General features: G+C 68.7%; 24 protein-coding genes. 13 read left to right on the top strand and 11 right to left on the bottom strand.

The window, feature by feature from the left end; genetic code table 11:
* Positions 1–2: 2 nt before the first annotated feature.
* Complete coding sequence (locus OG978_RS16440) at positions 3–1,493, bottom strand: peptide MFS transporter (RefSeq protein WP_326765947.1); 1,491 nt, start codon at positions 1,491–1,493, stop codon at positions 3–5.
* A 490-nt stretch (positions 1,494–1,983) separates the two neighbouring features.
* Here OG978_RS16440 and OG978_RS16435 point away from each other — a divergent pair, with 490 nt between their 5' ends.
* Positions 1,984–2,661, top strand: coding sequence for a response regulator transcription factor (locus OG978_RS16435; RefSeq protein ID WP_072488330.1), 678 nt, complete (start codon positions 1,984–1,986; stop codon positions 2,659–2,661).
* 60 nt (positions 2,662–2,721) lie between these two features.
* Positions 2,722–3,987, top strand: a complete 1,266-nt coding sequence (locus OG978_RS16430) for an ATP-binding protein (RefSeq protein ID WP_326765946.1) — start codon at positions 2,722–2,724, stop codon at positions 3,985–3,987.
* A 13-nt stretch (positions 3,988–4,000) separates the two neighbouring features.
* On the opposite strand, the gene OG978_RS16425 is transcribed toward OG978_RS16430, so the two are convergent.
* The gene (locus OG978_RS16425) at positions 4,001–4,549 is read right to left on the bottom strand and encodes a GtrA family protein (RefSeq protein WP_326765945.1); all 549 of its coding nucleotides are present in this window, start codon (positions 4,547–4,549) and stop codon (positions 4,001–4,003) included.
* A gap of 175 nt (positions 4,550–4,724) precedes the next feature.
* On the opposite strand from OG978_RS16425, the gene OG978_RS16420 reads away from it, so the two are divergent.
* Genes OG978_RS16420 through OG978_RS16410 form a run of 3 tightly spaced genes read left to right on the top strand, consistent with a single transcriptional unit; the run spans position 4,725 to position 7,627 of the window.
* The gene (locus OG978_RS16420) at positions 4,725–5,864 is read left to right on the top strand and encodes a 5-(carboxyamino)imidazole ribonucleotide synthase (protein ID WP_326765944.1); all 1,140 of its coding nucleotides are present in this window, start codon (positions 4,725–4,727) and stop codon (positions 5,862–5,864) included.
* Positions 5,861–6,400, top strand: a complete 540-nt coding sequence (gene purE / locus OG978_RS16415) for a 5-(carboxyamino)imidazole ribonucleotide mutase (RefSeq protein WP_326765943.1) — start codon at positions 5,861–5,863, stop codon at positions 6,398–6,400. Before OG978_RS16420 ends, purE begins: the two co-directional genes overlap by 4 nt.
* A gap of 6 nt (positions 6,401–6,406) precedes the next feature.
* Complete coding sequence (locus tag OG978_RS16410; protein ID WP_326765942.1) at positions 6,407–7,627, top strand: dipeptidase; 1,221 nt, start codon at positions 6,407–6,409, stop codon at positions 7,625–7,627.
* 58 nt (positions 7,628–7,685) lie between these two features.
* On the opposite strand, the gene OG978_RS16405 is transcribed toward OG978_RS16410, so the two are convergent.
* Positions 7,686–8,048, bottom strand: a complete 363-nt coding sequence (locus OG978_RS16405) for a VOC family protein (protein WP_326765941.1) — start codon at positions 8,046–8,048, stop codon at positions 7,686–7,688.
* Between the two features lie 116 nt (positions 8,049–8,164).
* Here OG978_RS16405 and OG978_RS16400 point away from each other — a divergent pair, with 116 nt between their 5' ends.
* Positions 8,165–8,674 carry a CGNR zinc finger domain-containing protein gene (locus OG978_RS16400; RefSeq protein WP_326765940.1) on the top strand — a complete coding sequence of 170 codons (510 nt, stop codon included), beginning with the start codon at positions 8,165–8,167 and terminating at the stop codon, positions 8,672–8,674.
* 16 nt (positions 8,675–8,690) lie between these two features.
* Here OG978_RS16400 and OG978_RS16395 read toward each other — a convergent pair whose 3' ends face one another.
* Positions 8,691–10,034 carry a UDP-glucose dehydrogenase family protein gene (locus OG978_RS16395; RefSeq protein ID WP_326765939.1) on the bottom strand — a complete coding sequence of 448 codons (1,344 nt, stop codon included), beginning with the start codon at positions 10,032–10,034 and terminating at the stop codon, positions 8,691–8,693.
* A 244-nt stretch (positions 10,035–10,278) separates the two neighbouring features.
* On the opposite strand from OG978_RS16395, the gene OG978_RS16390 reads away from it, so the two are divergent.
* Both OG978_RS16390 and OG978_RS16385 read left to right on the top strand, forming a co-directional pair.
* The gene (locus OG978_RS16390) at positions 10,279–11,436 is read left to right on the top strand and encodes an acyl-CoA dehydrogenase (protein ID WP_326765938.1); all 1,158 of its coding nucleotides are present in this window, start codon (positions 10,279–10,281) and stop codon (positions 11,434–11,436) included.
* Between the two features lie 316 nt (positions 11,437–11,752).
* Complete coding sequence (locus tag OG978_RS16385) at positions 11,753–12,088, top strand: hypothetical protein (protein WP_326765937.1); 336 nt, start codon at positions 11,753–11,755, stop codon at positions 12,086–12,088.
* Between the two features lie 262 nt (positions 12,089–12,350).
* Here OG978_RS16385 and OG978_RS16380 read toward each other — a convergent pair whose 3' ends face one another.
* Both OG978_RS16380 and OG978_RS16375 read right to left on the bottom strand, forming a co-directional pair.
* Positions 12,351–13,322, bottom strand: coding sequence for a helix-turn-helix domain-containing protein (locus OG978_RS16380; protein WP_326765936.1), 972 nt, complete (start codon positions 13,320–13,322; stop codon positions 12,351–12,353).
* Between the two features lie 204 nt (positions 13,323–13,526).
* Positions 13,527–14,018 (bottom strand): ATP-binding protein, encoded by a 492-nt coding sequence (locus tag OG978_RS16375; RefSeq protein ID WP_326765935.1) that lies wholly within the window; start codon positions 14,016–14,018, stop codon positions 13,527–13,529.
* Between the two features lie 165 nt (positions 14,019–14,183).
* Here OG978_RS16375 and OG978_RS16370 point away from each other — a divergent pair, with 165 nt between their 5' ends.
* The 3 genes from OG978_RS16370 to OG978_RS16360 all read left to right on the top strand — a co-directional run bounded on the left by OG978_RS16370 (position 14,184) and on the right by OG978_RS16360 (position 15,481).
* Positions 14,184–15,062 carry a helix-turn-helix domain-containing protein gene (locus OG978_RS16370; protein ID WP_326765934.1) on the top strand — a complete coding sequence of 293 codons (879 nt, stop codon included), beginning with the start codon at positions 14,184–14,186 and terminating at the stop codon, positions 15,060–15,062.
* Positions 15,059–15,268, top strand: a complete 210-nt coding sequence (locus OG978_RS16365; protein WP_326765933.1) for a DUF397 domain-containing protein — start codon at positions 15,059–15,061, stop codon at positions 15,266–15,268. The genes OG978_RS16370 and OG978_RS16365 overlap by 4 nt, the downstream gene beginning before the upstream one ends.
* Positions 15,269–15,355: 87 nt before the next feature.
* Complete coding sequence (locus tag OG978_RS16360; RefSeq protein ID WP_442817697.1) at positions 15,356–15,481, top strand: DUF5954 family protein; 126 nt, start codon at positions 15,356–15,358, stop codon at positions 15,479–15,481.
* Here OG978_RS16360 and OG978_RS16355 read toward each other — a convergent pair.
* Positions 15,468–16,760 (bottom strand): LCP family protein, encoded by a 1,293-nt coding sequence (locus OG978_RS16355; RefSeq protein ID WP_326765932.1) that lies wholly within the window; start codon positions 16,758–16,760, stop codon positions 15,468–15,470. The genes OG978_RS16360 and OG978_RS16355 overlap by 14 nt on opposite strands.
* A 119-nt stretch (positions 16,761–16,879) precedes the next feature.
* Here OG978_RS16355 and OG978_RS16350 point away from each other — a divergent pair, with 119 nt between their 5' ends.
* The gene (locus OG978_RS16350; RefSeq protein WP_326765931.1) at positions 16,880–17,428 is read left to right on the top strand and encodes an acyl-CoA thioesterase; all 549 of its coding nucleotides are present in this window, start codon (positions 16,880–16,882) and stop codon (positions 17,426–17,428) included.
* Between the two features lie 33 nt (positions 17,429–17,461).
* Here the strand turns inward: OG978_RS16350 and OG978_RS16345 are convergent, their stop codons facing one another.
* Positions 17,462–18,958: an LCP family protein gene (locus tag OG978_RS16345; RefSeq protein ID WP_442817696.1), complete on the bottom strand. Its 1,497-nt coding sequence runs from the start codon at positions 18,956–18,958 to the stop codon at positions 17,462–17,464.
* 182 nt (positions 18,959–19,140) lie between these two features.
* Here OG978_RS16345 and OG978_RS16340 point away from each other — a divergent pair, with 182 nt between their 5' ends.
* Positions 19,141–20,154 (top strand): glycosyltransferase family 2 protein, encoded by a 1,014-nt coding sequence (locus OG978_RS16340; protein WP_326765929.1) that lies wholly within the window; start codon positions 19,141–19,143, stop codon positions 20,152–20,154.
* 63 nt (positions 20,155–20,217) lie between these two features.
* On the opposite strand, the gene OG978_RS16335 is transcribed toward OG978_RS16340, so the two are convergent.
* The 3 genes from OG978_RS16335 to OG978_RS16325 all read right to left on the bottom strand — a co-directional run bounded on the left by OG978_RS16335 (position 20,218) and on the right by OG978_RS16325 (position 25,217).
* Positions 20,218–21,903, bottom strand: coding sequence for an LCP family protein (locus OG978_RS16335; RefSeq protein ID WP_326765928.1), 1,686 nt, complete (start codon positions 21,901–21,903; stop codon positions 20,218–20,220).
* 49 nt (positions 21,904–21,952) lie between these two features.
* The gene (locus tag OG978_RS16330) at positions 21,953–23,485 is read right to left on the bottom strand and encodes an LCP family protein (protein WP_326765927.1); all 1,533 of its coding nucleotides are present in this window, start codon (positions 23,483–23,485) and stop codon (positions 21,953–21,955) included.
* Between the two features lie 490 nt (positions 23,486–23,975).
* Positions 23,976–25,217 (bottom strand): LCP family protein, encoded by a 1,242-nt coding sequence (locus OG978_RS16325; RefSeq protein WP_326765926.1) that lies wholly within the window; start codon positions 25,215–25,217, stop codon positions 23,976–23,978.
* Positions 25,218–25,389 lie beyond the last annotated feature (172 nt).

Genomic DNA, 25,389 nt, shown 5'->3' with positions numbered 1-25,389 from the left:
CATCAGCGCACGTTGCCCATGAGCTGGGTGACCTTCTTGCGGTACATCCAGATCGCGAATGCGGCGACGATCGCGAGCGCCGCCTCCAGACCCACTATGCCGGTCTTGTTCAGATCGACCCCCGCCAGCGACAGCAGGCTGGTGGTGCAGTCGCCCGCGGTGACCGCGAGGAACCAGACACCCATCATCTGGCTGCCGTACTTCGCGGGCGCCATCTTCGTGGTGACCGACAGGCCGACCGGGGAGAGGCAGAGTTCACCGACGGTCTGCAGGAAGTAGATCGACACCAGCCACATCGGGCTGACCTTGTCGCCGTCCGTCGCCATGGTCAGCGGCATCATGAAGACGAGGAAGGAGACACCGACCAGGAAGAGACCCGAGCCGAACTTGACGACCGTGCTCGGCTCCTTGCCGCGCCGGTTCAGCGCCAGCCATATCCAGGCGACGACCGGGGCCAGCGCCATGATGAAGACCGGGTTGACCGACTGGTACCAGGAGGTCGGGAAGTCCAGGCCGAACAGGCTGTTGGTGGTGGAGGACTCACCGAAGAGCGACAGCGTGGAGCCGCCCTGGTCGTAGATCATCCAGAACGCGGCCGCGGCGACGAAGAACCAGATGTAGCCGGACATCTTCGACTGCTCGGTCTTCGAGAGGTCCCGGTCCCGCTTGATCCGCACCAGCACCGCGACCGGGATGAGCAGACCGGCGACGGTGATCGGGACGAGCGCCCAGTTCAGCGTGTAGACATCGGTGGCGACGAGCACGCCGTAGAAGACGACGGCCACTATCAGCCACAGCAGACCCTTGCGCAGGGTCGTACGGCGCTCCTCGGCCGACAGCGGCTTCGGGACGACGCTGCTGCGCTCGCTGAGGTGGCGCGTACCGATGAGGAACTGGGCCAGACCCAGCGCCATGCCGACCGCGGCGATGGCGAAGCCGAGGTGCCAGTTCACCTTCTCGCCGACCGTGCCGATGATCAGCGGCGCGGCGAAGGCACCGAGGTTGATGCCCATGTAGAAGACGGTGAAGCCACCGTCGCGACGCGGGTCGTCCGGACCGTTGTAGAGGTGGCCGACCATCGTCGAGATGTTGGCCTTCAGCAGACCGGATCCGAGCGCGACCAGCGCCAGACCGGCGAAGAAGGTGCCGGAGCCCGGCAGTGCGAGCGTCAGGTGGCCCAGCATGATGACGGCGGCCGAGATGGTGACCGTCTTGCGCGGCCCCCAGACCCGGTCGCCGAACCAGCCTCCGGGCATGGCGAGCAGATACACCATCGCCATGTAGATGGAGTAGATCGCGGTGGCCGTGGCCGCGTTCATGTGCAGGCCGGAATTGGAGACCAGGTAAAGCGGAAGCAGGGCCCGCATGCCGTAGAAGCTGAAGCGCTCCCACATCTCGGTCATGAAGAGAGTGGCCAGGCCGCGGGGGTGGCCGAAGAAGGTCTTCGCGGATCCAGATGTACTGGCCGGGTCCTTCGTCAGGCTGGACGCCATGGTCGATCCTTGTGTGCTCGGGACGCGACGCCTTGTGAGCGTGGTGCGCCCGGTGGGGGGAGGCCGGCACCGGCGCGGACAGGCCCCACCCCTCACGCCTGAGAGGGGATTCGTCCCGACCGCCGGACTCACGAAGGAGCCGGCTGAAGGGGACGGGGACCGACCGCGTCGGGATCCACGCCCGGTGCGCGTCTCACGCTCCGGGCCCGGCCACAGGTCATTCACTGACTCCGCGACTGGCGGGTACCAGTCGGCCAACAAAAGAGACCCTTGGCGCTAAAAGCTGCCCAAGGGTCCTTGAGTAGTGCAACAGGCGTCGAGCCACCATACGCCACGACAGAGCGGGATATGAATGGACTTGAGAGATGGATCACAGGTCTTGATGGAGCCGCGCTCCCATATTCAAAGGCATCTGCCCGTTTATTTCGCAGACCCGTAGGGGTTGTGGATCACCTCACAGCATCCGCTCCGCGCGGACTACCATCACTCCATGACCCGTGTACTGCTCGCCGAGGACGATGCATCCATCTCGGAGCCGCTGGCCCGCGCCCTGCGTCGGGAGGGTTACGAGGTCGAGGTCCGCGAAGACGGTCCGACCGCGCTCGACGCCGGCCTCCAGGGCGGAATCGACCTGGTCGTGCTCGACCTGGGTCTGCCCGGGATGGACGGCCTCGAAGTTGCCCGCAGGCTCCGTGCCGAGGGTCACACCGTGCCGATCCTGGTGCTGACCGCCCGTGCCGACGAGGTGGACACCGTCGTCGGCCTCGACGCGGGTGCCGACGACTACGTCACCAAGCCCTTCCGCCTCGCCGAACTGCTCGCCCGCGTCCGGGCCCTGCTGCGTCGCGGCGCCACCGAGCCCGCGCCGCAGCCCGCGACGCACGGCGTCCGGATCGACGTCGAGTCGCACCGCGCCTGGATGGGCGAGGAGGAACTCCAGCTCACCGCCAAGGAGTTCGACCTGCTGCGGGTCCTGGTCCGCGACGCGGGCCGGGTCGTCACCCGGGACCAGTTGATGCGCGAGGTCTGGGACACCACCTGGTGGTCGTCGACGAAGACCCTCGACATGCACATCTCCTGGCTCCGCAAGAAGCTCGGCGACGACGCCGCCAACCCCCGCTACATCGCGACCGTGCGGGGCGTCGGCTTCCGCTTCGAGAAGAGCTGACGTTCCGGGAAGAGCTGACGTTCCGGAAACACCGGAGAGAGACGACGAGCAGAAGCACTCATGCGCCGCAGACTGATCAACTCCACGCTCGCCGTAGTGCTTGTGGTGATCGCCGTCTTCGGCGTCTCCCTCGTCATCGTCGAGACCCGCACCATCAGCAACAGCGCCCAGGAGAGCGTCGACTCCGAGGCGCTGCGGCTGATAAGCGTCGTCGAGAGCCGGCTGGTGGAGGACGAGCGGATCACCTCCGTACTGCTGTCCCAGCAGGTCGACATCAAGCGCTACGCGCTGGTCAAGATCCCCGGCCGCGCCCCCCTCGAACTCGGCAAGCGCCCCACCGGCAGTGTGATCCGCGGCACGGCCGAGGGGGAGCACGGCGAGAAGGTCATCGTCGAGCAGTCCAGCTCCACGGTCACCAGCGAGGTCGGCCGCACCCTGATGATCATCGGCGCGGTGGCGCTGCTGGCCATCGTCTCCGCCGTGCTCCTGGCCGTACGCCAGGCCAACAAGCTGACCTCACCGCTGACCGACCTGGCCGAGACCGCCGAACGCCTCGGCTCCGGCGACCCGCGACCGCGCCACAAGCGGTACGGAGTGCCGGAGCTGGACCGGGTCGCCGACGTCCTGGACGCCTCCGCCGAACGGATCGCCCGGATGCTGACCGCGGAACGCCGGCTGGCCGCCGACGCCTCTCACCAGCTCCGCACGCCGCTCACCGCGCTCTCCATGCGGATCGAGGAGATCTCGGTCACCGACGACCCGGACACGGTGAAGGAGGAGGCGAACATCGCCCTCACCCAGGTCGAGCGGCTCACCGACGTGGTGGAGCGGCTGCTGACCAACGCCCGCGATCCGCGTACCGGCTCCGCCGTCGTCTTCGATCTCGACGAGGTCGTCAAGCAGCAGATCGAGGAGTGGCGTCCCGCCTACCGGAGCGCGGGCCGCGCCATCGTCCGCTCCGGCAAGCAGGGGCTGCGGGCCGTAGGCACGCCGGGCGCGGTCGCCCAGGTGCTGGCCGCGCTGATCGAGAACTCACTGATGCACGGCGGCGGTACGGTCGCGCTGCGCACCCGGGTCACCGGCAACCAGGCGGTCATCGAGGTCACGGACGAGGGCCCGGGGGTTCCCCCCGACCTGGGCGCCCGGATCTTCGAGCGGACGATCAGCGGCCGCAACTCCACCGGCATCGGCCTCGCGGTGGCCAGGGACCTCGCGGAGGCGGACGGCGGCCGCCTCGAACTGCTCCAGCAGCAGCCCGCGGTCTTCGCCCTGTTCCTCAGCCGGGTGGCCCTGAAGAGGCGGGAACCGGAACGCCCGGTGCGGTGAGCCGCGCGGTCCGCTACCGCCGTACCGAATCCGCCTCGACCCGCGGCACCTGCTCCGTGCGTCCCTGCTTCAGGAACCCCTCGGCCCCACCGGCCACGGGGTTCTCGACGGCCGGTGCGGGCTTCTCCACGGGCAGCGCCTTGAACACCCACGTCCGGTAGGACCAGAAGCGGAACAGGGTCGCGAGGCCGATCCCGAGGATCTTGAAGACATTGCTCTGGACCGGGCTGTTCCATCCGAAGCCGTACGTCGCCGCGTACAGCACACCGGTCTCGATGACCGCGCCCACCGCGCTGAACAGCAGGAACAGCGTCAGCTCGCGGGTCCGTCCGCTCTTGTCGCGGTCCTGGTACGTCCAGTAGCGGAAGCCGATGTAGTTGCCGAGGATGGCGACGAAGGTGGCCAGCAGACCGGCCCGTACGGTCGGGATGGTTGTGTACCGCCAGAGCAGGTTGGACACCGTGATGTTGACCACCAGGCCGACCGCGCCGACCGCGCCGAACTTGGCGACTTCCCGGGCCAGCAGCTCCAGCCGGGTCCGCAGTCCACCCTGTTCGCTCATGGTGATCGCTCAGCCCGTCAGTCGGTTACGTCAACCCGGTCATGCTAACCAGCCCGTCCTCGCGTCGCCCGTGGATGCCGTGAGAGGTGTGGCGATGCTGTGACACGACCGCCCGGCCCGGAGCAGCCGGAGGGCGTCGTCGGGAGCTCCCCGGGGCGGCGGATACCCTGGAGGAGTGACGTTCCCGGTAGTCGGCATGGTCGGTGGCGGTCAGCTCGCCCGAATGACCCACGAGGCGGGCATCCCCCTCGGCATCAAGTTCAAGCTCCTCAGCGACACCCCCCAGGACTCGGCGGCCCAGGTGGTGAGCGAAGTCGTCGTCGGCGACTATCGCGACCTGGACACGCTGCGTGCCTTCGCGCGCGGCTGTGACGTGATCACCTTCGATCACGAGCACGTACCGACCGAGCATCTGCGGGCCCTGGAGGCGGACGGCATCCCCGTGCGCCCGGGACCCGACGCGTTGGTGCACGCCCAGGACAAGGGGGTGATGCGCGCGAAGCTCAGCGAGATCGGCGCGCCCTGCCCCCGCCACCGCATCGTGAAGGACCCGGCCGATGTCGGCGCCTTCGCCGAGGAGACCGGGGGCTTCCCCGTCATCCTCAAGACGGTCCGCGGCGGCTACGACGGCAAGGGCGTCTGGGTGGTCCGCTCCGAGGCGGACGCGGCCGAGCCCTTCCGGGCCGGTGTCGCGGTCCTCGCCGAGGAGAAGGTCGACTTCGTACGGGAGCTGGCGGCCAACATCGTCCGCTCGCCGCACGGCCAGGCCGTCGCCTACCCGGTCGTCGAGTCGATCCAGGTCGACGGGGTCTGCGACACGGTGATCGCTCCGGCCCCCGAGCTGGACGAGCGGCTCACCGGCGAGGCCCAGCAGCTCGCGCTCCGGATCGCCTCCGAGCTCGGTGTCGTCGGCCACCTCGCGGTCGAACTCTTCGAGACCCGTGACGGGCGCATCCTGGTCAACGAGCTGGCCATGCGCCCGCACAACTCCGGCCACTGGACGCAGGACGGCGCGATCACCTCGCAGTTCGCCAACCACGTCCGGGCCGTGCTCGACCTGCCGCTCGGCGACCCGCGCCCGCGCGCCACCTGGACGGTCATGTCCAATGTCCTCGGCGGCGACTTCCCGGACATGTACCAGGCGTACCTGCACTGCATGGCCCGCGACCCGCAGCTCAAGATCCACATGTACGGCAAGGACGTGAAGCCCGGCCGCAAGGTCGGACACGTCAACACCTATGGCGACGACCTGGCGGACGTGCGGGAGCGCGCCCGGCACGCGGCCGACTACCTGCGAGGAACGATCACCGAATGACCTCCCCCGGCACCGCCGCGCCGCTCGTCGGCATCGTCATGGGCTCGGACTCCGACTGGCCCGTCATGGAAGCAGCGGCCAAGGCCCTCGACGAGTTCGAGATCCCGTACGAGATCGACGTCGTCTCCGCCCACCGCATGCCGCGCGAGATGATCGCGTACGGCGAGCAGGCGGCGGACCGCGGCCTCAAGGCGATCATCGCGGGCGCGGGCGGCGCCGCCCACCTGCCCGGCATGCTCGCCTCCGTCACCCCGCTGCCCGTCATCGGCGTGCCGGTCCCGCTGAAGTACCTCGACGGCATGGACAGCCTGCTCTCCATCGTGCAGATGCCCGCCGGTGTGCCGGTCGCGACCGTCTCGGTCGGCGGCGCGCGCAACGCGGGCCTGCTCGCCGCCCGCATCCTCGCCGCCCACGACGGCGAGCTGCTGGCCCGGATGCGGGAGTTCCAGCAGGAGCTGAACGACCAGGCGACGGAGAAGGGCAAGCGGCTCCGCAGCAAGGTCCAGGGCGCCGACTCCTTCGGCTTCGGGAAGTAGGCGTCCGTGGAGCAGACGGAGCAGACGGAGCAGGCGGACCGGCTGGAGCGGGCGAGGGAGTTCCTCGCCGAGTACCCCGTCGTCGACGGACACAACGACCTGCCGTGGGCGCTGCGCGAACAGGTCGGCTACGACCTCGACGCCCGTGACATCGCCACCGACCAGTCGGCCCATCTGCACACCGACATCCCCCGGCTGCGCGCGGGCGGCGTCGGCGCCCAGTTCTGGTCCGTCTACGTACAGACCGACATGGCGGGCGACGAAGCCGTCAGCGCCACCCTGGAACAGATCGACGTGGTCGCCGAGCTGATCGGCCGCTACCCCGCCGACCTGCGGCGCGCACTGACCGCCGACGGCATGGAGGCGGCCCGCACCGAGGGCCGCATCGCCTCCCTGATGGGCGCCGAGGGCGGCCACTCCATCAACAACTCGCTGGGCACCCTGCGCGCCCTGCACACCCTGGGCGTCCGCTACATGACGCTCACGCACAACGACAACATCGCCTGGGCGGACTCGGCGACCGATGAACCGGGCGTCGGCGGTCTCTCGCCGTTCGGCCACGAGGTCGTACGGGAGATGAACCGCACCGGCATGCTGGTCGACCTCTCCCACGTGGCGGCCACCACGATGCGCGACGCGCTCGACACCTCCACGGCGCCGGTGATCTTCTCGCACTCCTCGTCGCGGGCGATCTGCGACCACCCGCGCAACATCCCCGACGACGTCCTCGGCCGGCTCCCCGCCAACGGCGGCATCGCCATGGCGACCTTCGTGCCGAAGTTCGTCCTGCCGGAGGCCGTCGCCTGGACCGAGGCCGCGGACGAGAACATGCGCGCGCACGGCCTGCACCACCTCGACACCACCGCGCAGGCCATGAAGATCCACGCCGCCTTCGAAGCGGCCAACCCGCGCCCGATGGCCACCGTGGCGACCATCGCCGACCACCTCGACCACATGCGCGAGGTCGCCGGCATCGACCACATCGGCATCGGCGGCGACTACGACGGAACGGCCTTCCTCCCGGAGGGCCTCCAGGACGTCGCCGGCTACCCGAACCTGATCGCGGAGCTGCTCGGCCGCGGCTGGTCCACCGCCGACCTCGCCAAGCTCACCTGGCAGAACGCCGTACGGGTGCTGCGCGACGCCGAGGACGTGGCGCGCGAGCTGCGCACCCGCCGCGGCCCGTCCCACGCCACGATCGAGCAGCTGGACGGCGCGACCGGCTGAGCCGGTCCCGCGTCACGTGTGTGGGGGCACCCTCCGGGGCGCCCCCACACGTCGTCCACTACCCCGCGCAGAGACAGAACGGGTGCCCCGCGGGATCCGCATACACCCGGAAACTCCGCTCCCGGTCCTCCGCCTCCAGCACGGTGGCGCCCAGCGCGAGCGCCTCCTTCTCCGCCGCGTCCAGGTCCGGCACGGTCAGATCCAGATGGATCTGCTGCGATGCGTCCGCGCTCGGCCACCGCGGCGGTACGAAACCGGGCGCGGCCTGGAACGCGAGGAGTGTGCCCCCGGCCCCGGTCAGCTCCAGCCAGTCCTCCCCGCCGGGCACGATCTCTCCGCCGAGCAGCCCCGCGTAGAAACCGGCGAGCGCGGCCGGGTCGGGGCAGTCCAGAACGACGGCACCCAGTGTGGCGACAGCCATGACAATTCCTCCTCCGGACGGATGGATACAGTCGGTTACCTGTACACACGCTCAACAGGTAACCGTTACTGCATGCTCTCGCAAAGGAGGTAACGTCGCAACCATGAGGTCGCACCATGAGTGAGAAGGAATCCGCCCCCGGTGCACTCGCGCTGATCGAGGCCCTGGTCAACACCCTGGACGTCGAGACGGGCGCGGACACTCTCGATACGGCGGACGGACGCGCCGCCTTCGGCCTCACCGAACCGGAGGTCCAGGACGCCCGCATCCTGCGCGAGGCGCTCCGTACCGCCTGCCTCGCCCACGCCGGCCACCGCCCGCCGGACGACGCCGCGTCCCCGCTCGACCGGCTCCTCGCCGAGGCGCCCCTGCGCGTCACCGTGGACGCGGCGGGCGCCGCCGCACTGCGCCCCGCCACCGAACCGGCCGGGCTGACCGCACGCGTCGCGGCGGCCATCGCCACCGCGTCGGCCGACGGCACCTGGGCCCGGCTCAAGGCCTGCGAGGCGGAGGACTGCCGCTGGGCCTACTACGACCGCAGCCCGGCGGGGCGCCGCCGCTGGTGCTCCATGTCGGTGTGCGGCGCCCGCGCCAAGATGCGCACCTACCGCGCGAAGCGCGGCTGAGGTTCTTCTCTCCGGCTCAGGCCGTCGGGCGCCCCATCGCCCGGTACGTCCAGCCGCCCCCGCGCCACAGCTCACTGTCGAGCGCGTTGCGGCCGTCCAGGATGATCCGGCGGGACGCGACCTCGCCGAGCGCCGCCGGGTCCAGCTCGCGGAACTCGCGCCACTCCGTCAGATGCAGCACCACATCGGCGCCGCGCACCGCGTCCAGCGCCGTGTCCGCGTAACCGAGGGTCGGGAAGAGCCGCCGGGCGTTGTCCATGCCCTTCGGGTCGAAGACCGTGACCTGGCCGCCCTGGAGGTGGATCTGCCCGGCCACGTTCAGCGCCGGCGAGTCCCGTACGTCGTCCGAGTCCGGCTTGAACGTCGCGCCCAGCACCGCCACCCGCTTGCCGAGGAACGAATCGCCGCCCACGGCCTCCCGGGCCAGCTCCACCATGTGGCCGCGGCGCCGCATGTTGATCGAGTCGACCTCGCGGAGGAAGGTCAGCGCCTGGTCCGCGCCCAGCTCACCGGCGCGCGCCATGAAGGCCCGGATGTCCTTCGGCAGACAGCCGCCGCCGAAGCCGATCCCGGCCCGCAGGTACTTCGAGCCGATCCGCTCGTCGTGCCCGATCGCCTCGGCCAGCTTCTTCACATCGCCGTCGGCGGCCTCGCAGACCTCCGCCATGGCGTTGATGAACGAGATCTTCGTGGCCAGGAACGAATTGGCCGCGGTCTTCACCAGCTCGGCGGTCGGGAAGTCCGTCACCACGAACGGCGACCCCTCGGCGACCGGCACCGCGTACACCTCGCGCAGCAGCTTCTCGGCCCGCTCGCTCGTCACACCGACGACGATCCGGTCCGGGTGCAGGGTGTCGTTCACGGCGAAGCCCTCGCGCAGGAACTCCGGGTTCCAGGCCAGCTCCGCGTCGGCACCCACCGGCGCCAGCTCCGCCAGCCGCGCCGCGAGCCGGGCCGCCGAGCCCACCGGGACGGTCGACTTCCCGACGACCAGCGCGGGCCGGGTCAGGTGGGGCGCCAGCGACTCGAAGGCGGCGTCCACGTAACTCATGTCGCAGGCGTACTCACCATGCTTCTGCGGAGTGTTCACACAGACGAAGTGCACATCGCCGAAGTCCGCCACCTCTTCCGGGGAGGTGGTGAACCGCAGCCGCCCCGTGGACCCCTCGATGCCCTCGACGTGCTTGCGCAGCAGCTCCTCCAGGCCCGGTTCGTACATCGGGACCTTGCCGGTGCCGAGCATCTCGATCTTCTCGGGCACGACATCGAGGCCGAGCACTTCGAAGCCCAGCTCGGCCATGGCCGCGGCGTGGGTGGCACCGAGGTAGCCGGTGCCGATCACAGTGATCCTGAGGGCCATGAATTGCTCCTGGGAGATGCGGACAGACGTGCGGTGAACGAGCATAGTCGTGCTCCCGAAAACCCGGATTCCGCCCGCCCGCACAGCTTCCCGCCCCCTTCTCCACCCCCTTCCCCGCCCCTTTCCTCACGATTTCACCCACCCCTGTCGCGAAGCTCACGCGGGCGTTGCATAGGCCATCGCGGGGGCCGCGCTCTAAAATTGGGTTACTTAACGGTAGTTAGCGTCTTGGGGAGTGAGCGTCTTGGCGGGTTCGACCGATTTCGACCTGTACCGTCCGGCCGAGGAGCACGAGATGCTCCGGGAGACGGTGCGTGCGCTCGCCGAGGCGAAGATCGCCCCGTACGCGGCGGCGGTCGACGAGGAGGCGCGCTTCCCGCAGGAAGCGCTGGACGCCCTGACCGCGGCGGACCTGCACGCGGTGCACGTACCCGAGGAGTACGGCGGTGCGGGTGCCGACGCCCTCGCCACGGTCATCGTGATCGAGGAGGTGGCCCGTGTCTGCGCCTCCTCCTCCCTCATCCCGGCCGTGAACAAGCTCGGCTCCCTCCCGGTGATCCTCTCCGGCTCCGAGGACCTGAAGAAGAAGTACCTGGGCCCGCTCGCCAAGGGCGACGGAATGTTCTCGTACTGCCTCTCCGAGCCCGACGCGGGTTCCGATGCGGCCGGCATGAAGACCAAGGCCGTGCGCGACGGCGACTTCTGGGTGCTCAACGGCGTGAAGCGCTGGATCACCAACGCGGGCGTCTCCGAGTACTACACGGTCATGGCCGTCACCGACCCGACCAAGCGCTCCAAGGGCATCTCGGCCTTCGTCGTCGAGAAGTCGGACGAGGGCGTCTCCTTCGGCGCCCCGGAGAAGAAGCTCGGCATCAAGGGCTCCCCGACCCGCGAGGTCTACTTCGACAACGTCCGCATCCCCGCCGACCGCATGATCGGCGAGGAGGGCACCGGCTTCGCCACCGCGATGAAGACCCTGGACCACACCCGCATCACCATCGCGGCCCAGGCCCTCGGCATCGCCCAGGGCGCCCTCGACTACGCCAAGGGCTACGTCCAGGAGCGCAAGCAGTTCGGCAAGCCGATCGCCGACTTCCAGGGCATCCAGTTCATGCTCGCCGACATGGCCATGAAGCTGGAGGCGGCCCGCCAGCTCACCTACTCGGCCGCCGCCAAGTCCGAGCGCCTCGACGGCGACCTCACCTTCTTCGGCGCCGCGGCCAAGTGCTTCGCCTCCGACGTCGCGATGGAGATCACCACGGATGCGGTCCAGCTGCTCGGCGGCTACGGCTACACGCGGGACTACCCGGTGGAGCGGATGATGCGCGACGCGAAGATCACCCAGATTTATGAAGGAACGAATCAAGTCCAGCGGATCGTGATGGCGAGGAACCTGCCGTAGCGACTTCGTCCCGACTACGTCAACGTCACGGCCCCCGGCGCCATGCCGGGGGCCGTGACGTGCTCTGTCCGCTTGGCAGTCGCGGTTCGTTCCGGCGCGTTGCCCACTTATGTCCCTTTTTTTAGGGTCTCCTTGAATGCGTACTCTTGCGCGGGAATCTGGAATTCCATATTCCGGAAATATATTCCATTGGCTCCGTTGTGGTGCGTGCTACAGTCCTCAACTGTAAGATCACCGGGATTTTGAAAGGGTGAATATGGGCAAGCTCAAGGTTATCGGTGTGGCATTTTTTGCCTCGGTGGCGGTTGCTGCCGGAATGGGTACCGCGAACGCTTCATCCGGTTGGGATCCTGTCGGATCGAGCACTTTCAAGCACCGTGACGTAAACCTGGGCCAGTGGTTCACCGACTACGTCTACTCGTCCGGTGGCAATTTCATGGCCTGCGTCGACTCCACGTCGAGATCCCACTCGTACACCCTGTGGGAGCATGACCCCAGTGGTTCCAAGAAGGTCGCGACGAAGTCCAGTTCGGGTGGCTGTCTCACCTTCAACGACATCGGCGACTATGTCGACGGCGACAACAAGAAGGCGGAGTTCATGCTCTCGACGAACAACCCCGAGGGCGGTTACGGAGTCCTCTTCTACGACTAGGCCGCGGAATCGGGCGACATTAAATAATACGGGGACGTCATATGCTCGTGGGTCGATCGCGAGCATATGGCGGCTTTTCTGTTTTCATCACCCATTTTGTTCTCTGCCGCCCAGGCGGCCCACCGGTACGGGCAAAAGTCGACCTCCGGCCGGTGTTTCGTATCAGGCCATGCCTGTCCGTTCTTGCGGAACCGGGGTCCGATCGATATTCCTCCGTTGCCATGCGGCCGGGCGGCTACCCGGGTGTTGCGTGATATTTCGGTCAGGCGGCTGTGTGGAGGTCTGTCCGGCAGTCGCGGCAGTGGCCGGGGTGGCGGGAGCGGAAGGCGCGGTCGCAGCGGTCGCAGTTCTGGAGCGGGATGACGATGGCGCCGGGGCGTGCGCGTGCGGTGACGTCCTGGGCTCCTGGCAGCGGTGGTGGCAGGAGCGTCGTGATCCGGTGGCGGAGGAGCTTCGCCGGGTGTTTCAGGGGGACGGGGAGGTCGGTGGTGAGTGTGTGGCGGATGGTGTCGGGGTGGGTGTCGCGTTCGAGCCAGGCGGCGATGCCTGGGGCGAGGGCGTGGATGTCGTTCTCGCAGAGGACCAGCTGGGGTGCGTGGCGGCGCAGGTCGGCGAGGGGGGCGGTGGCCGCGCGCTGGAGCTCCGGAGTGAGCTCCTGCGGCCGGGGGAGCGGCGGAGGCGGCGTCGTGCGTGCGGTGGGGGCCGGTACGAGGACGGGGGCGGGTTGCGGCGTGAGTGCCGGGGGTGGTGCGGGGGCCGGACCCGGACGCGGTTCGGGAGTGGTTGCGCGGGGTGGCGGTGCGGACTGTGGGGTCGGCTTGCTGGGTGCCGTCCGGGGCCGGGGAGCCGCTACGGGGTGGGTGACAGCGCCGGGCTGGTTGTACGAGACGGTGCGGGTGACGATGCGGCCGTCGGCGAGGCGTACGCGGCTGCGGTGGAGGTAGCCGTGGGCTTCGAGTTCGCGCAGGGCGGCGGCGATGCGGGTTTCGCTCTCGGGGAAGCGTTCGGCGAGTTGCTTGATGCCGATCCTGGCTCCGGCGGGGAGCGACTGGATGTGGGCGGCGAGCCCGATCGCGGCGAGGGAGAGTCCGCGGTGCTGGGTGAGGTGGTTGCCGATGACGGTGAAGCCTGCGGCATGCCGGAAGTTGATGTGGATGACACCGGATGACGGTGTGGCGTCTCCGGGTACGGGGGACGGGGCGCGCGGGGGCGCGGTAATCTGCGGGGTATCCATCGGGAAGGGCCTAACTTCCTCGGTGGTCAGGCCCCCGGTTGAGACTGTGAATCTCGTCGGGGGCCGTCGCATGTCTGGAGTTGTCGCGGCGAGCATATGCCAGCCAACCCGTATGAAATCCAGCTCAGTTGCCCCATGTCACCCGCGTGAGTGACGGGGTCGGGTTTGGGTGGGGAGGGTAATTTCCCCAGGTTCTTTAAAGCTCTATGCGTCGTGGAACGCGGGGACGTGGTGCACCGGGTCGTGGGTTTCCGCGACCCGGTGGAGCGGTCGCGGTACGAGGTCGAGTTCGGCCCAGATCGTCTTGCGCGGGACGGGTCCCACGTCGATGCCCCAGCGGTCGGCGAGTGCCTCGACGATCAGCAGGCCGCGCCCGCTCTCCGCGTGCTGGTCGGGGGTGGATGCGACGGGCAGTTGCTCGCCCCGGGTGTCGGTCACCTCGATCCGCAGGAGCCCGTCGCGGTGGGCGGTGAGGCCGAGTCGGAAGTCCCGTCCGGATACGCGGCCGTGGACGGCGGCGTTGGCGGCCAGCTCGGCGACGATGTGCGCGGCCGACTCCGTAGGAAGCCCCCAGTCGCCCAGATGAGCCATGGTGAGGAGGCGGGCGAGCCGCGCGCCCCGGCGGGTGGGGGAGAGCAGCACGGTGAACTGCCGGGCGGGAGCGGAATGTTCGGTTCGGGTGATGTGTTGGTTCACGTCGCTCAGCGTGGCCGTGGCGTGCGTACCGTGAACAGCGACGAGCCCCCTACGTACGGGGATTGTCCCGTGCTTGTCCAGTGCTGTCCCGGCTGTCCGGGGTGACGTGCCGGGGACACCAGGGGTTGAACCAAGAACGGCATGCACATCGGAAGTGGGGCACGGATGAGCGTGGATGAGACCGGTACGGAACGCGGCGACGCCGAGGCGGACGAGCCGGGCTGGGACGTCGATCCCGATGACGAGTCGGGGGCGGCCGTGGTCGCGGCGGTGGGCCGCCAGATCAAGGCATGGCGGGAGGCGGCCGGGCTGCGGGCCGGCGACTTCGGGTCTGCGATCGGGTACGGGGAGGACCTGGTCTACAAGGTGGAGGGCGGCCGTCGCATCCCCCGGCCGGAGCTCCTGGACAGGGCGGACGAGGTGCTCGGGGCGCGCGGGAAGATCGCCGCGATGAAGCAGGACGTGGCGGAGGTCCGGTACCCGAAGAAGATCCGGGACCTGGCGAAGCTGGAGGCGCGGGCCGTCGAACTGTCGGCATACGGCAATCACAACATCCACGGCCTGCTGCAGACCGAGGCATACATGGGCGCGCTACTCGCTACGCGTCGGCCTGCGTACTCGCAGGAAGAGCTTCAGCGGATGGTCGATGCACGCATGGCCCGGCGCTCTATTTTCGCACGGGAGCCCGCCCCGGAACTCAGCTTTGTCCAGGAAGAGGTGACGCTGCGCCGCCCCATCGGAGGGACAATGGTGATGCGCAAGCAGCTCGAACACCTCCTGGAGGTGGGACAGCTGCGGAACGTAGAGATCCAGGTGATGCCGACGTGTTGCGGGGATCACCCTGGAACGGGCGGGCGGATCCAGGTGTTGAAGTTCGGCGACGGCTCGGCGGTAGGGCGCACCGACAACGAGTTCGCCGGTCGCCCTGTCTCCGATCCGAAGCAGCTCCGGATCCTCGAACTGAGGTATGGCATCATCCGGGCTCGGGCTCTCTCGCCAGGAGAGTCACTGGCCTTCATCGAGCAAGTGCTGGGAGAGACATGATCCGCAAGAGCTCTGCAGGGGACGCCTCCGGCTTGGAGTGGTTCAAGAGCAGCTTCAGTGACAGCAGCGACGGCAATGACTGCGTCGAGGTCGCCGCTGCCCCCGGCGCGGTTCACGTCCGGGACTCCAAGGACGCCCAAGGCCCACGCCTCGCCTTCGGCCCCAACGCCTGGGCGGGCTTCGTCTCCTACGCCACCGAGCGCTGATCCCGCAGTCAGTCCTCCTCGCCCTCCTCGCCCTCCTCGTCCTCCCCGTCGAAGCGGTCGAAGGGGCTGAAGGAGGGTCTGGACCGGATGGGCCTGGTGCCGGTCTCGTACACCTCGGAGCGCTTCCCGCCCGATGTACTGGCGGATTCGCAACGGGCGTTGCGGACCCATCCGGGCCTGGTGCTGCTGCCAGGTGTCGTCAGTTCTCGGTGACGGTGACCTTCTCGTCGTTCTTGAGCTGCTCCACCAGCTGCTTGACCTTGTCCTTGTCCCAGAGCACGTTGCCGTTCCTGAAACCCGCGACCGGCATGTTCATCGACTTGCCGTCGCCGCCCGTGACGTCCTTCATGGCGAAGAACATCTGGCTCAGGGACCAGAGCGACATGTCCTTGTCCACGATCAGGGTGTCCAGGCCCGCCCCCATCGTCGGGTACAGCTTGAACGGGTTGAGGATCGTGGAGGGCGTCGCCGTCTGGCTCGCCAGCGCCGCGAGGAACTTCTGCTGGTTCTTCGTACGGGCCAGGTCCGCCTCGGCGAAGGCGTACCTGGTGCGGACGAAGGCCAGCGACTGCTCGCCGTTCAGTGTCTGCTTGCCCGCCTGGAAGTCGGCGCCGGACTTCTTGTCCTTGAAGGCCTTGGGGATGTCCAGCTCCACCCCGCCGATCGCGTCCACGATCTTGGCGAAGCCGCCGAAGCCGATCTCGCAGTAGTGGTCGATGCGCAGTCCGGTGTTGAACTCGACGGTGCGGACGAGGAGTTCGGGACCGTCCATGGCGTACGCGGCGTTCAGCTTGGTGAAGCGACCGCGGCCCGGGTAGACCTTGCCGGACTCGGAGCCCTTGAACGAGGGGATCTCGACGTTCGAGTCGCGCGGCAGGGAGATCAGCGTCGGCCCGTTGGATCCGTCGTGCAGGATCATCATCGAGTCGGTCCGCTTGCCCTCGGCGGAACCCGTGTGGAGCTTCTTCTTGTCCTCGGCCGTCATGCCCTCGCGGCTGTCGGAACCGACGATCAGGTAGTTGGTGCCGTCGCCGCTGCTCGGCCGCTCGATGACCTTGGAGAGGTCCACCTCGCGCTTGAGCTTGGAGTCGGCCCAGAAGTACGTGCCTATGGAGACCGCGAGCACCACGACCACCAGGGACAGCGAACCTATCTTGATGCGGCGGCGCCAGTCGGGCGCCGAGCGCCCCTGCGCGTAACCGCCACCGCCCTGGCCGCCGCCGTTGCCCTGGCCGCCGCCGTTGCCGCCGCCGTAGACCTGGCCCGTGTTGTAACCGCTGTCGTACCCCGCGCCGTCCTCATGACCGCCGGGGTACTGCTGCGGCTCCCCCTGGCGCTGCCGGGGCGGGGCGGGGCGCTGCTGCGGCGGGGCGGGCGGACGCTGGACGTGCCGCATGACGCGGGCGCCCTCGGGTCGCTCGCCGGCGCTGCCCTGCCCGTAGCGGTTGCCGCCACGGTTGTCGTCGGACCATCCCTCGGGCCAATCGTTCATGCGGTCCAGTGTGCAGGCCAGGTGTGCTGGTATTACAGGGGGTGCGGGAAATCGCACCAGGGCTGTTGCGAAGCTGATGCATTGCCGCTGGGAGGAAGCCCCCGCATAAGGTGGACGGTATGACAGATCAGGCCCCGCGCCCGGAGGGCGACATTCCGGGCAAGCCGACCACCGCTTCCCGGACCACCCTCAGCCACATCATGACCGGCAGCGACACCAATCTGCTGGGTACGGTGCACGGTGGCGTGATCATGAAACTGGTCGACGACGCGGCGGGCGCCGTGGCCGGCCGGCACTCCGGCGGCCCCGCCGTGACGGCTTCGATGGACGAGATGGTCTTCCTGGAGCCGGTCCGCGTCGGTGACCTCGTTCACGTCCGCGCCCAGGTGAACTGGACCGGCCGCTCCTCGATGGAGGTCGGCGTCCGGGTCATGGCCGAGCGATGGAACGAATCCACCCCCGCCCAGCAGGTCGGCAGTGCCTATCTGGTGTTCGCCGCGGTCGACGCGGACGGCAAGCCGCGCCCCGTACCGCAGGTGATCCCGGAGACGGAGCGCGACAAGCGGCGCTACCAGGAGGCGCAGATCCGGCGCACCCACCGCCTCGCCCGCCGCCGCGCGATCAGGGAACTGCGCGAGAAGCGTGCGGCGGAAGGCATCGAGGACTGAGAGCGCCCGGCAGCAGGCCTCGCGGCGTCGCGGTCACGGGCAGGCCGCCTGGTCGCCCGTGACCGTGTCGAACTCGCCGTTGTCCGTCTCCTCGGCCCGTACCCGCTGCACCTTCTCGAAGTCCGCGCCCGCCGTCACCCGCATCGTGGCGCCCTGCCCCTGTACCGCCCGCAGCTCGGCCCCCGGCAACGCGACGGCCAGCGACTTCGCGGACCGGTCCCAGCGCGGGTCGTAGGTGATCAGCGTGTGCTCGACGCCGCGCAGCTCCCCGTTCCCGCGCACCTCCCCGTTCCCGCGCACCTCCCCGTTCAGCGGGGCGCGCGTGGTGTCGAAGCCGGTGGCGCGCAGCGCCTCGTCGACCGTCTTGCCGAGCCCGTCCTTCGGGGTCCCGTTGTAGACCTGGACCCGGATCTGCCGGGGGGCGACGTCGACCTCCACCGCCTTCGGCTGCTTGGGCCGCACCGGGGCGAGCGGCTTGTCCTCGCGCAGTGCCTGGAAGAGCTTCTTCGACTTCGCCTCGTCCCATTTGACCGTCGAGCCGATGCCCTTGACCGGGTAGGAGACGTTCCCCATCGGTACGGAGGCGAACTCGGACGAGGCCGGGGAGAAACCGCGCATCGCCCGGCCGAGCTCCAGCATCTGCTCCGTACCGAACCCCTTGTCGGCCCGGACCGAGCTCAGCATCGTCGAGGCGGCGTCCCGGAACTTCACCGGATTCAGCAGCACACCGCTGCTGGTCGCCTGCTCGATCAGCGCGGCGAGGAACTTCTGCTGGCGCTGCATCCGGCCCAGGTCGGCGGCCCCGTCGATGTGCCGGGAGCGTACGTACTGGAGGGCCTGCCCACCGTCCAGCTCATGGGTGCCCGCGGCGAGATCGAGACCGGTGTACGAGTCCTTCATCGGCCGGGGCGTGCAGATCTTCACCCCGCCCAGGGTGTCCACCGTTTTCATGAAGCTGGTGAAGTCGACTTCCAGATAGTGGTCGACCTTGACGCCCGTCATGTGCTCGACGGTCCGCACGGTCAGGTTCGGCCCGCCCTCGGCATAGGCCGCGTTCAGCTTCACCGGGTGCGCGGAGTGCTGCTCACCGGTGTTCCGGTCCTTGTGCTCGGGGATCTCGGCGTAGCTGTCGCGGGGCAGCGAGACGATGCTCGCGCGCTCCTTGTCCGCCGACAGATGCACCAGCATGACCGTGTCGGTGCAGTGGCAGGGCGCACCGCCCAGCCGGTACTTCTTCTTCTCCTCCGGGGTGATCCGGTCGCGGCCGTCGGTGCCCACGAGCAACAGATTCATGCCGTTGCCCGCGCGTGGCCGGTTCTTCATGTCCTTGAACGGATCGATCCGGTCGATCCCGGTCTCCAGATTGGTCACCACCGCATGGCCGATCCCGCCGGCTCCCAGCACCAGCACGGAGAGACCGGTCACCATCCGCATGCCCCAGCGTGGTCGCTCGTCCTGCTTTCTGGACCTGCGCTGCGGCGGAACCGCGCGGGACTGCGGCGGACGGGGGGAGCGGTGCGGCGTGGGCACTTGGGGGACCTCCGCGGTGCGAGGGGGACCGTTCGCACAGTAGGTCCATACGATCAACGGCCCGGTGCGCAACTCGGCGGGGGCGCGCCGGTGTCCCCCATTCGCGGTAACGTGGCGGCCGAATAACGCCGCCTGGTGGGGTGCGAACCCCCGGCGCCCCCGAGGACCACCCGAGGACCACCATGTCTGCCGCGCAGCACCCCGCCGTCTCCGTGATCATGCCGGTGCTCAATGAGGAACGTCACCTCAGGAACTCCGTCCGGCACATCCTGGAGCAGGAGTACGCAGGTGAGATGGAGGTGGTCATCGCGCTGGGCCCCTCCACGGACCGTACGGACGAGATCGCCGCGGAGCTGGTGCGCGAGGACCCCCGGGTCCACACCGTCCCGAACCCGACCGGCCGCACCCCGGCCGCCCTCAACGCCGCGATCAAGGCCTCCCGCCACCCGATAGTCGTACGGGTCGACGGCCACGGCATGCTCTCGCCGAACTACATCGCGACCGCCGTCCGCCTCCTGGAGGAGACCGGGGCGCAGAACGTGGGCGGCATCATGCACGCCGAGGGCGAGAACGCCTGGGAGGACGCCGTCGCCGCGGCCATGACGTCGAGGATCGGCGTCGGCAACGCGGCCTTCCACACCGGCGGCCAGGCGGGCCCGGCGGAGACCGTCTACCTCGGCGTCTTCCGCCGCGAGGCGCTGGAGAAGGCGGACGGCTACAACGTGGAGTTCATCCGGGCCCAGGACTGGGAGCTGAACTTCCGCATCCGCGAGGCCGGCGGCCTGATCTGGTTCTCGCCCGAGCTGAAGGTGCAGTACCGGCCGCGCCCCTCCGTGCGGGCGCTGGCCAAGCAGTACAAGGACTACGGCCGCTGGCGGCACGTCGTCGCCCGCTACCACTCCGGCTCGATCAACCTGCGCTACCTGGCGCCGCCCACCGCCGTCTGCGCGATCGCGGCGGGCATCGTGGTCGGCGCGGCCGTCACCCCGTGGGCGTTCGTCGTCCCCGCCGGGTACGTCGCGGCGATCGTCGCCGGGTCCGTACCGGCGGGCAAGGGGCTGTCGCTGAAGGCCCGGGCCCAGATCCCGGTGGCCCTCGCGACCATGCACATGTCGTGGGGGTACGGCTTCCTGACCAGCCCGCGCTCGCTCGCGAAGAAGGTCATCGCCAGCCGCCGCCCGGCCGTGACCGTCTGAGCACCGGAACCACGCGGGGGCCCTCCGATGTGCCGGAGGGCCCCCGCGGTGCGTCGTACCCCGCTACCAGCCGAAGCCCGGCTGGATGTCCATGCAGGCCTTGTCGTCGTCGCCGTTGAGCGCCCGTGCGCTGTCCGGCGTCTTCTTCTCGGCGGCGGGCGCGTGGTAGTCCCCGTCCTCGCGCCAGTCGGCTCCCACGGTCAGTGTGATGCCCGAGACATCGGTCGACTTCTTCACCGCCGACAGCGGGATGCCGAGCGCCTTGGCGACCGCCTGGGCGTTGCCCTCCATGTCCACGCTGGGGAAGAGGATCCCGGTCCGCTTCGCCGGTTCGGTGTTCTGCGTGTCGATCGTGGTCTGGGTGAAGTCCTTCCCGGCCAGCAGGTCCTTGACCGCCGTCGCCCGGCCCTTGACCGGATAGTCGATGTCGGTACGCGTTCCGTTGCGGACCGTCACCGGGATGTCGGCGGGGGACGCGGTGGGCTTCTTGGCGGCAGGTGCCTTGCGCTTGGACGACTTGCCGTCTAGCGGGACGTCGTCGCGGACCATCTGGAAGAGCTGCTCGGCGTCGCCGGGCTTGGGGAGCACCCGCTCCTTGAGCGTGCCCGTTCCGTAGACGTTCGGCATCGTCGTCATGGTGATGCGCTTGGTGGGAGCCTTCTTGAGCTCCTCCGCGAGGTCGTACAGCTTCTTGACCGTGCCGATGGCCGGGTCGACCGTGAGCGCGTTGGTCGCCGCCTCGGCGAGGCCGGTCAGCTTGCCCGGGTCGGTGAGCTTGGTGCCCTTGCGCAGCTCACGGACCATCGAGTTCATGTACATGTGCTGGGCGTGGGTACGGCCGAGGTCGGTGCCGTCCTCGAAGCCGTAGCGGGTTCGCAGCCACTGGAGGGCCTGCTTGCCCTTGATCTTCGTGGTGCCCTTCTCCAGCTTCAGCCCGGAGCCCTTGCCCTCGCTGGTGTGCGAGTAGACGTTGCCCTTGACGCAGACCGGGACACCGCCGATCGCGTCGGCCATCGAGATCACACCGGAGAAGTCGATCATCATGAAGTGGTCGATGGTGATGCCGGTGAGCTCGTACCAGGTCGCCACGGTGCATCCGGGACCGCCGCGGCCGAGCGTCTCGTTGGTCATCGCCAGACCGGTGGTCGCGGGGTAGACGCGCTTCGTCTTCGGGTCGGTGCACTTCGGGATCTTCAGCATGGTGTCGCGCGGCATGCTGATCACCGACATGTTGCTGCGGTCGGCCGAGAGATGGAGCAGCATCTGTACGTCGGCCAGGGGCGGCGCCCCGAAGGTGTTCTTCCCCCCGCCGAGCTTCTGGTTCTCCTTGGAGTCCCGCGCGTCCGAGCCTATGAGCAGGATGTTCAGCGGGGTCTGACCGGCGGCATTGGCCTTGTGATCGGCCATCTTCTTGTCGCCGAGGGTCAGATCGGCCTTCTTGAGATTGCCGTTGAGGTGCTCGTAGTAGAGGTAACCGGCGCCCGCGCCGCCGATTATGAGCAGCGCGAGTACCGACGCACCCCAGCGCAGCACCCGGCGTTTGCTCTTCTTGCCGTGCCGCTTCGCGCCACCGCGCCGGTGGCCGCTCTCGGCGGGCGTGGCCCGCCGCTTCCCGGAGCCGGAGTCCGTGCCCTTCTCCGGTCCCTCCTTCTCCGCCCCCTCCTCGTAGAGCTTGTCGTCCCAGCCGAGTTGGCCGGCGTGCCGGACGCGTGGCCGCGTCCCCTCCCCGGGCGTACTGCTCCGTGCCACCAGGACCCCCCTGCTGCTCAGACTCGTGGTTCCGCGCAGTGACCCGGTGTCACTTGGCGCACTCTGCCTTGTCGGCGTTTGCTTGCTGAATGTCGGCCGGCACCTTTGCCGGCCCGGTGATGGGAGTGCCCGCGCCCTTGAAGTCGTCCCCCAGGGTCAGCACCATCGCCTGGAGCCCTTCGGCGTCCGTGGTGCCCTTCTTCATGGCCGAGCCGGGCAGGCCCATCATGGCGGCCAGCGCGCGGGCCTGGTCCGCCTGGTTCGGCGCGTACTCCAGCGTCGTCTTCGCGGCCTTCGCCGGGGCGTTGGCCTTGTTGGTGGACCTGAGTACACCCTGCTCGTTCTGGAGCCAGGCGACCGTCGCCTGCGCGGCGCCGGGCACCTTGCCGCCGTTGTACACATCGACGCGTACGTCGCCCGCAGCCGCCTTGGAGCCCTTGAGGAGCGCGTCCTGCTTGCTCTTCGCGGCCTTCTTCTTCGACTTCACCTCGGTCAGTGAGGTGTCGTCGCGCATCATGGCGAACAGCGGGTCGGCCTTGGCCGTGTCCGGTACGACGGTGACCGGTGTCTTCTCGGCCGGGTTGTCCTTCACCGGCACCGTGGTGAAGGTGATGTTCTTCGTGTTGACCTTGCTGAGCTCCTGGGCCAGCGATGCCAGCTTCTTCCCCGTGCCGATGCCGGTGTCGACGGTGAGTGCCTTGGTCGCCGCGTCCGCCAGCTTGTACAGCTTGGGCAAGCTGGTCAGGGTGTCGTCCGACTGCATCTGCCGGATCATCGACGCGATGAACTGCTGCTGGACCCTGATCCGGTCCAGGTCGCCATGATTGCCGAAGCTGTGCCGGGTCCGCACGAACGCCAGGGCGTCCTCGCCCTGGATGCGGTGCTTGCCCTCCGGCAGGTCCAGGTGCGAGTCCGGGTCCTTGACCGGCTTGGCCAGGCAGATCTCGACCCCGCCGACCGCCGTGGACAGCTCCTTCACCGCGTTGAAGTCGACCATCATGAAGTGGTCGACCTTCAGGCCGGTGATCTCCTTGACCGTTTCCATGGTGCAGCCGGCGTTACGGCCCTTCTGGCCGAGGCTCTGGTTGAAGCGGACGTTCGGCGTGCCCGAGACGACCTTCTCCGAGCCGTCCGGCTGCTTGACCTTGCAGTCCGGGATGTCGGTGATCAAGTCGCGGGGGATGCTCAGTGCCGTCGCGTTGGTGCGGTCCTCGGAGACGTGGAAGAGGATGTTGGTGTCGGCGTGGCCCACGCTGCCCTTGTCGCCGTAGCCCTCGTTGCCCTTGCCGGTGCGCTTGTCGGTACCGATGATCAGGATGTTGATCGGGGCGTCGGTGTCGAAGACGTTCTTGTTGCCGGACCCGCCCACGTCGATCGCGTTGAGGTTGCTGTTGAAGTGCTGGTACAGCGCGTACCCGCCCACCGACAGGCCGACGAGTACGAAGGCCATCGTGCCGCCCGTCCACAGCAGCGCCTTCTTGCGGCGGGCCTTGGGGGCCTTGCGGCTGCGGCGGCCCGCCGGGCCGGAACTCTCCTGGCCACGCGCGCCGTTGGCCGAACGGCGGCCGCGCTGACCGGGCACCTCGCGGCCCGGACCGGAACCCTGGCCCTCGCGGGCCGTATCCCGGCGTTCGCCCCCGCCGTCGCGGGAGGCCCCTCTGCGTCCGCCGGCACTGTCGCGAACCGGCCCTCTGCTATGGGGAACACGCGCGCCGGAAGTACGGGAAGGGGAATCCGAATCCCCTCCGGAATGATTCAGTCGCAGTTCGTAATCGCCGGTGTCCGGGTTGAGGACCCACTGGTCTGCGGGGTCGATTCCGTCCGCCCGCCCACGGCTTTGCGCATCCACGGTTACTTGAGTCCTCCGTCGGTGCCACGCGAGGCGCCTCCCCCGATCAGGCGCTCGATCTTTCGCTCCAGAAGTGCGCGGCCTGATGGCCGGCAGCACCGGATCGCGTCACACTATCGGCCTTGTTCCACGTCGAGCGACGTGCGTGACAAATTCCACGGTCCTTACAACTGGTCATACTGCTCATTACACGCCGATCACCGGCCTCTGTTTGGGAATTGCTTTACTGCTTGCACAGGTCCGCCGCCGCGTTGTTGCCCGAATAAGTAGGTGTGGGACTGGGGCCCGAAGCGTCCGGGGTATCGGTCGCGGCATTGTTTTTCCCATTGTTCTTCTCGTCGTCACGCTTGAGCTCGTCCGCCGGGACCACGGCGACCGGATCGTCCTGACGCAGCCGCTTGAAGAGCCGGTTCGCATCGGGCTGTACGAGTTCGTCCCGGTTCCGGTTGGCGACGTAGGGCTGCCGGGGCACGGTCAGGAACTGCACCTTGTCGGTCGGTACGTTGCGCATGCCGCGCACCAGCTCGTACAGGTCCTTGAGGCTGTCCAGCCCCGGGTCGGTGGTCAGCGCCTTGGTGGCCGCGTCCAGCACCGGGTAGAGACGGGTCGGATTGAGCAGGACGCCGTCGCTCTGGACCTTGTTCACCAGCGCGCCCAGGAACTGCTGCTGGCGGTCCATCCGTTCGGTGTCGCTGCCGTTGCCGATCGACTTGCGGGCCCGTACGTACCCCAGCGCCTGCTCGCCGTCGAGCGTCTGACGGCCGGCGGGGAGCTTCAGATGGGCGTCGGCATCGTCGACCGGCTTCTTCAGGCAGATCTCGACCCCGTCCACGGCATCGACCATGTCCTTGAAGCCGTTGAAGTCGACGACCATGTGGTGGTCGATCCGAATGCCGGTCATCTTCTCGACCGTACGGATCGTGCAGGCGGTGCCACCGAGCTCGAAGGCCCAGTTGAACTGGGCGAATTGCTTCTTCGTGGTCGTGCCGTCCGCCTGGTGGCAGACCGGGATGTCCACCATCAGATCGCGCGGCAGGGACATCGCGGTGGCGCTCTTCCGGTCCGCGGCGAGGTGGAGCAGGATCGTGGTGTCCGAGCGCTGGCTGCCGCCTTCGTCACGGCCGTACTTGCGGTTGTCACCGGCCCGGCTGTCCGAGCCGATGAGCAGGATGTTCTCCGCGTCGTGCACCACGGAGACGGGCCGCTCCCGCTCGTACGCCTTGAGTTCGGCGGCCGCGGAGGTGTCGGTCCTGATGTTGCCGTCGAGCTTCTTGTACAGCCACCAGCCGGCGCCCGCCGCGACCAGGACGACGAACGAGGCGCCGAGCGCGGTCCAGCGCAGCCAGTGGTGCCGGTGACCGGCTCCGGTCACCGGGGTGGCGCCGGATCCGTCCCCGGACGGCGCCCTGTCCCCGCCCGCCGCCGAGTCGTCGGAGTCGTCCGGCGGGCCGGCGCTTTCGCTCACGTCTGCGTCCATCCTTCACGTTCGGCGGCGCGTCGGGCCGCCGGTCGCAGAAGTAGACGGCTGAACCTCACGCTTGGTTGTGTCCCAGGTGGTCTGTACCGCCGATCATGTACCGGAGTTGACGCGAAGCCCCGAGGACTCGGCCCGGTTTGGGCCGGACGAGTGGTCCTCA

The organism is Streptomyces sp. NBC_01591 (assembly GCF_035918155.1).
GTDB lineage: Bacteria > Actinomycetota > Actinomycetes > Streptomycetales > Streptomycetaceae > Streptomyces.
This window is presented reverse-complemented; position numbering and strand designations above follow the sequence as displayed.

Excerpts from the sequence above, each read along its gene's own strand:
- OG978_RS16365 (WP_326765933.1), top strand. The coding sequence starts at position 15,059 with ATGATCCGCAAGAGCTCTGCAGGGGACGCCTCCGGCTTGGAGTGGTTC.
- OG978_RS16350 (WP_326765931.1), top strand. The coding sequence starts at position 16,880 with ATGACAGATCAGGCCCCGCGCCCGGAGGGCGACATTCCGGGCAAGCCG.
- OG978_RS16370 (WP_326765934.1), top strand. The coding sequence starts at position 14,184 with ATGAGCGTGGATGAGACCGGTACGGAACGCGGCGACGCCGAGGCGGAC.
- OG978_RS16340 (WP_326765929.1), top strand. The coding sequence starts at position 19,141 with ATGTCTGCCGCGCAGCACCCCGCCGTCTCCGTGATCATGCCGGTGCTC.
- OG978_RS16355 (WP_326765932.1), bottom strand. The coding sequence starts at position 16,760 with ATGAACGATTGGCCCGAGGGATGGTCCGACGACAACCGTGGCGGCAAC.
- OG978_RS16425 (WP_326765945.1), bottom strand. The coding sequence starts at position 4,549 with ATGAGCGAACAGGGTGGACTGCGGACCCGGCTGGAGCTGCTGGCCCGG.
- OG978_RS16380 (WP_326765936.1), bottom strand. The coding sequence starts at position 13,322 with ATGGATACCCCGCAGATTACCGCGCCCCCGCGCGCCCCGTCCCCCGTA.
- OG978_RS16400 (WP_326765940.1), top strand. The coding sequence starts at position 8,165 with ATGAGTGAGAAGGAATCCGCCCCCGGTGCACTCGCGCTGATCGAGGCC.
- OG978_RS16435 (WP_072488330.1), top strand. The coding sequence starts at position 1,984 with ATGACCCGTGTACTGCTCGCCGAGGACGATGCATCCATCTCGGAGCCG.
- OG978_RS16385 (WP_326765937.1), top strand. The coding sequence starts at position 11,753 with ATGGGTACCGCGAACGCTTCATCCGGTTGGGATCCTGTCGGATCGAGC.
- OG978_RS16440 (WP_326765947.1), bottom strand. The coding sequence starts at position 1,493 with ATGGCGTCCAGCCTGACGAAGGACCCGGCCAGTACATCTGGATCCGCG.
- purE (WP_326765943.1), top strand. The coding sequence starts at position 5,861 with ATGACCTCCCCCGGCACCGCCGCGCCGCTCGTCGGCATCGTCATGGGC.
- OG978_RS16360 (WP_442817697.1), top strand. The coding sequence starts at position 15,356 with ATGGGCCTGGTGCCGGTCTCGTACACCTCGGAGCGCTTCCCGCCCGAT.
- OG978_RS16430 (WP_326765946.1), top strand. The coding sequence starts at position 2,722 with ATGCGCCGCAGACTGATCAACTCCACGCTCGCCGTAGTGCTTGTGGTG.
- OG978_RS16405 (WP_326765941.1), bottom strand. The coding sequence starts at position 8,048 with ATGGCTGTCGCCACACTGGGTGCCGTCGTTCTGGACTGCCCCGACCCG.
- OG978_RS16395 (WP_326765939.1), bottom strand. The coding sequence starts at position 10,034 with ATGGCCCTCAGGATCACTGTGATCGGCACCGGCTACCTCGGTGCCACC.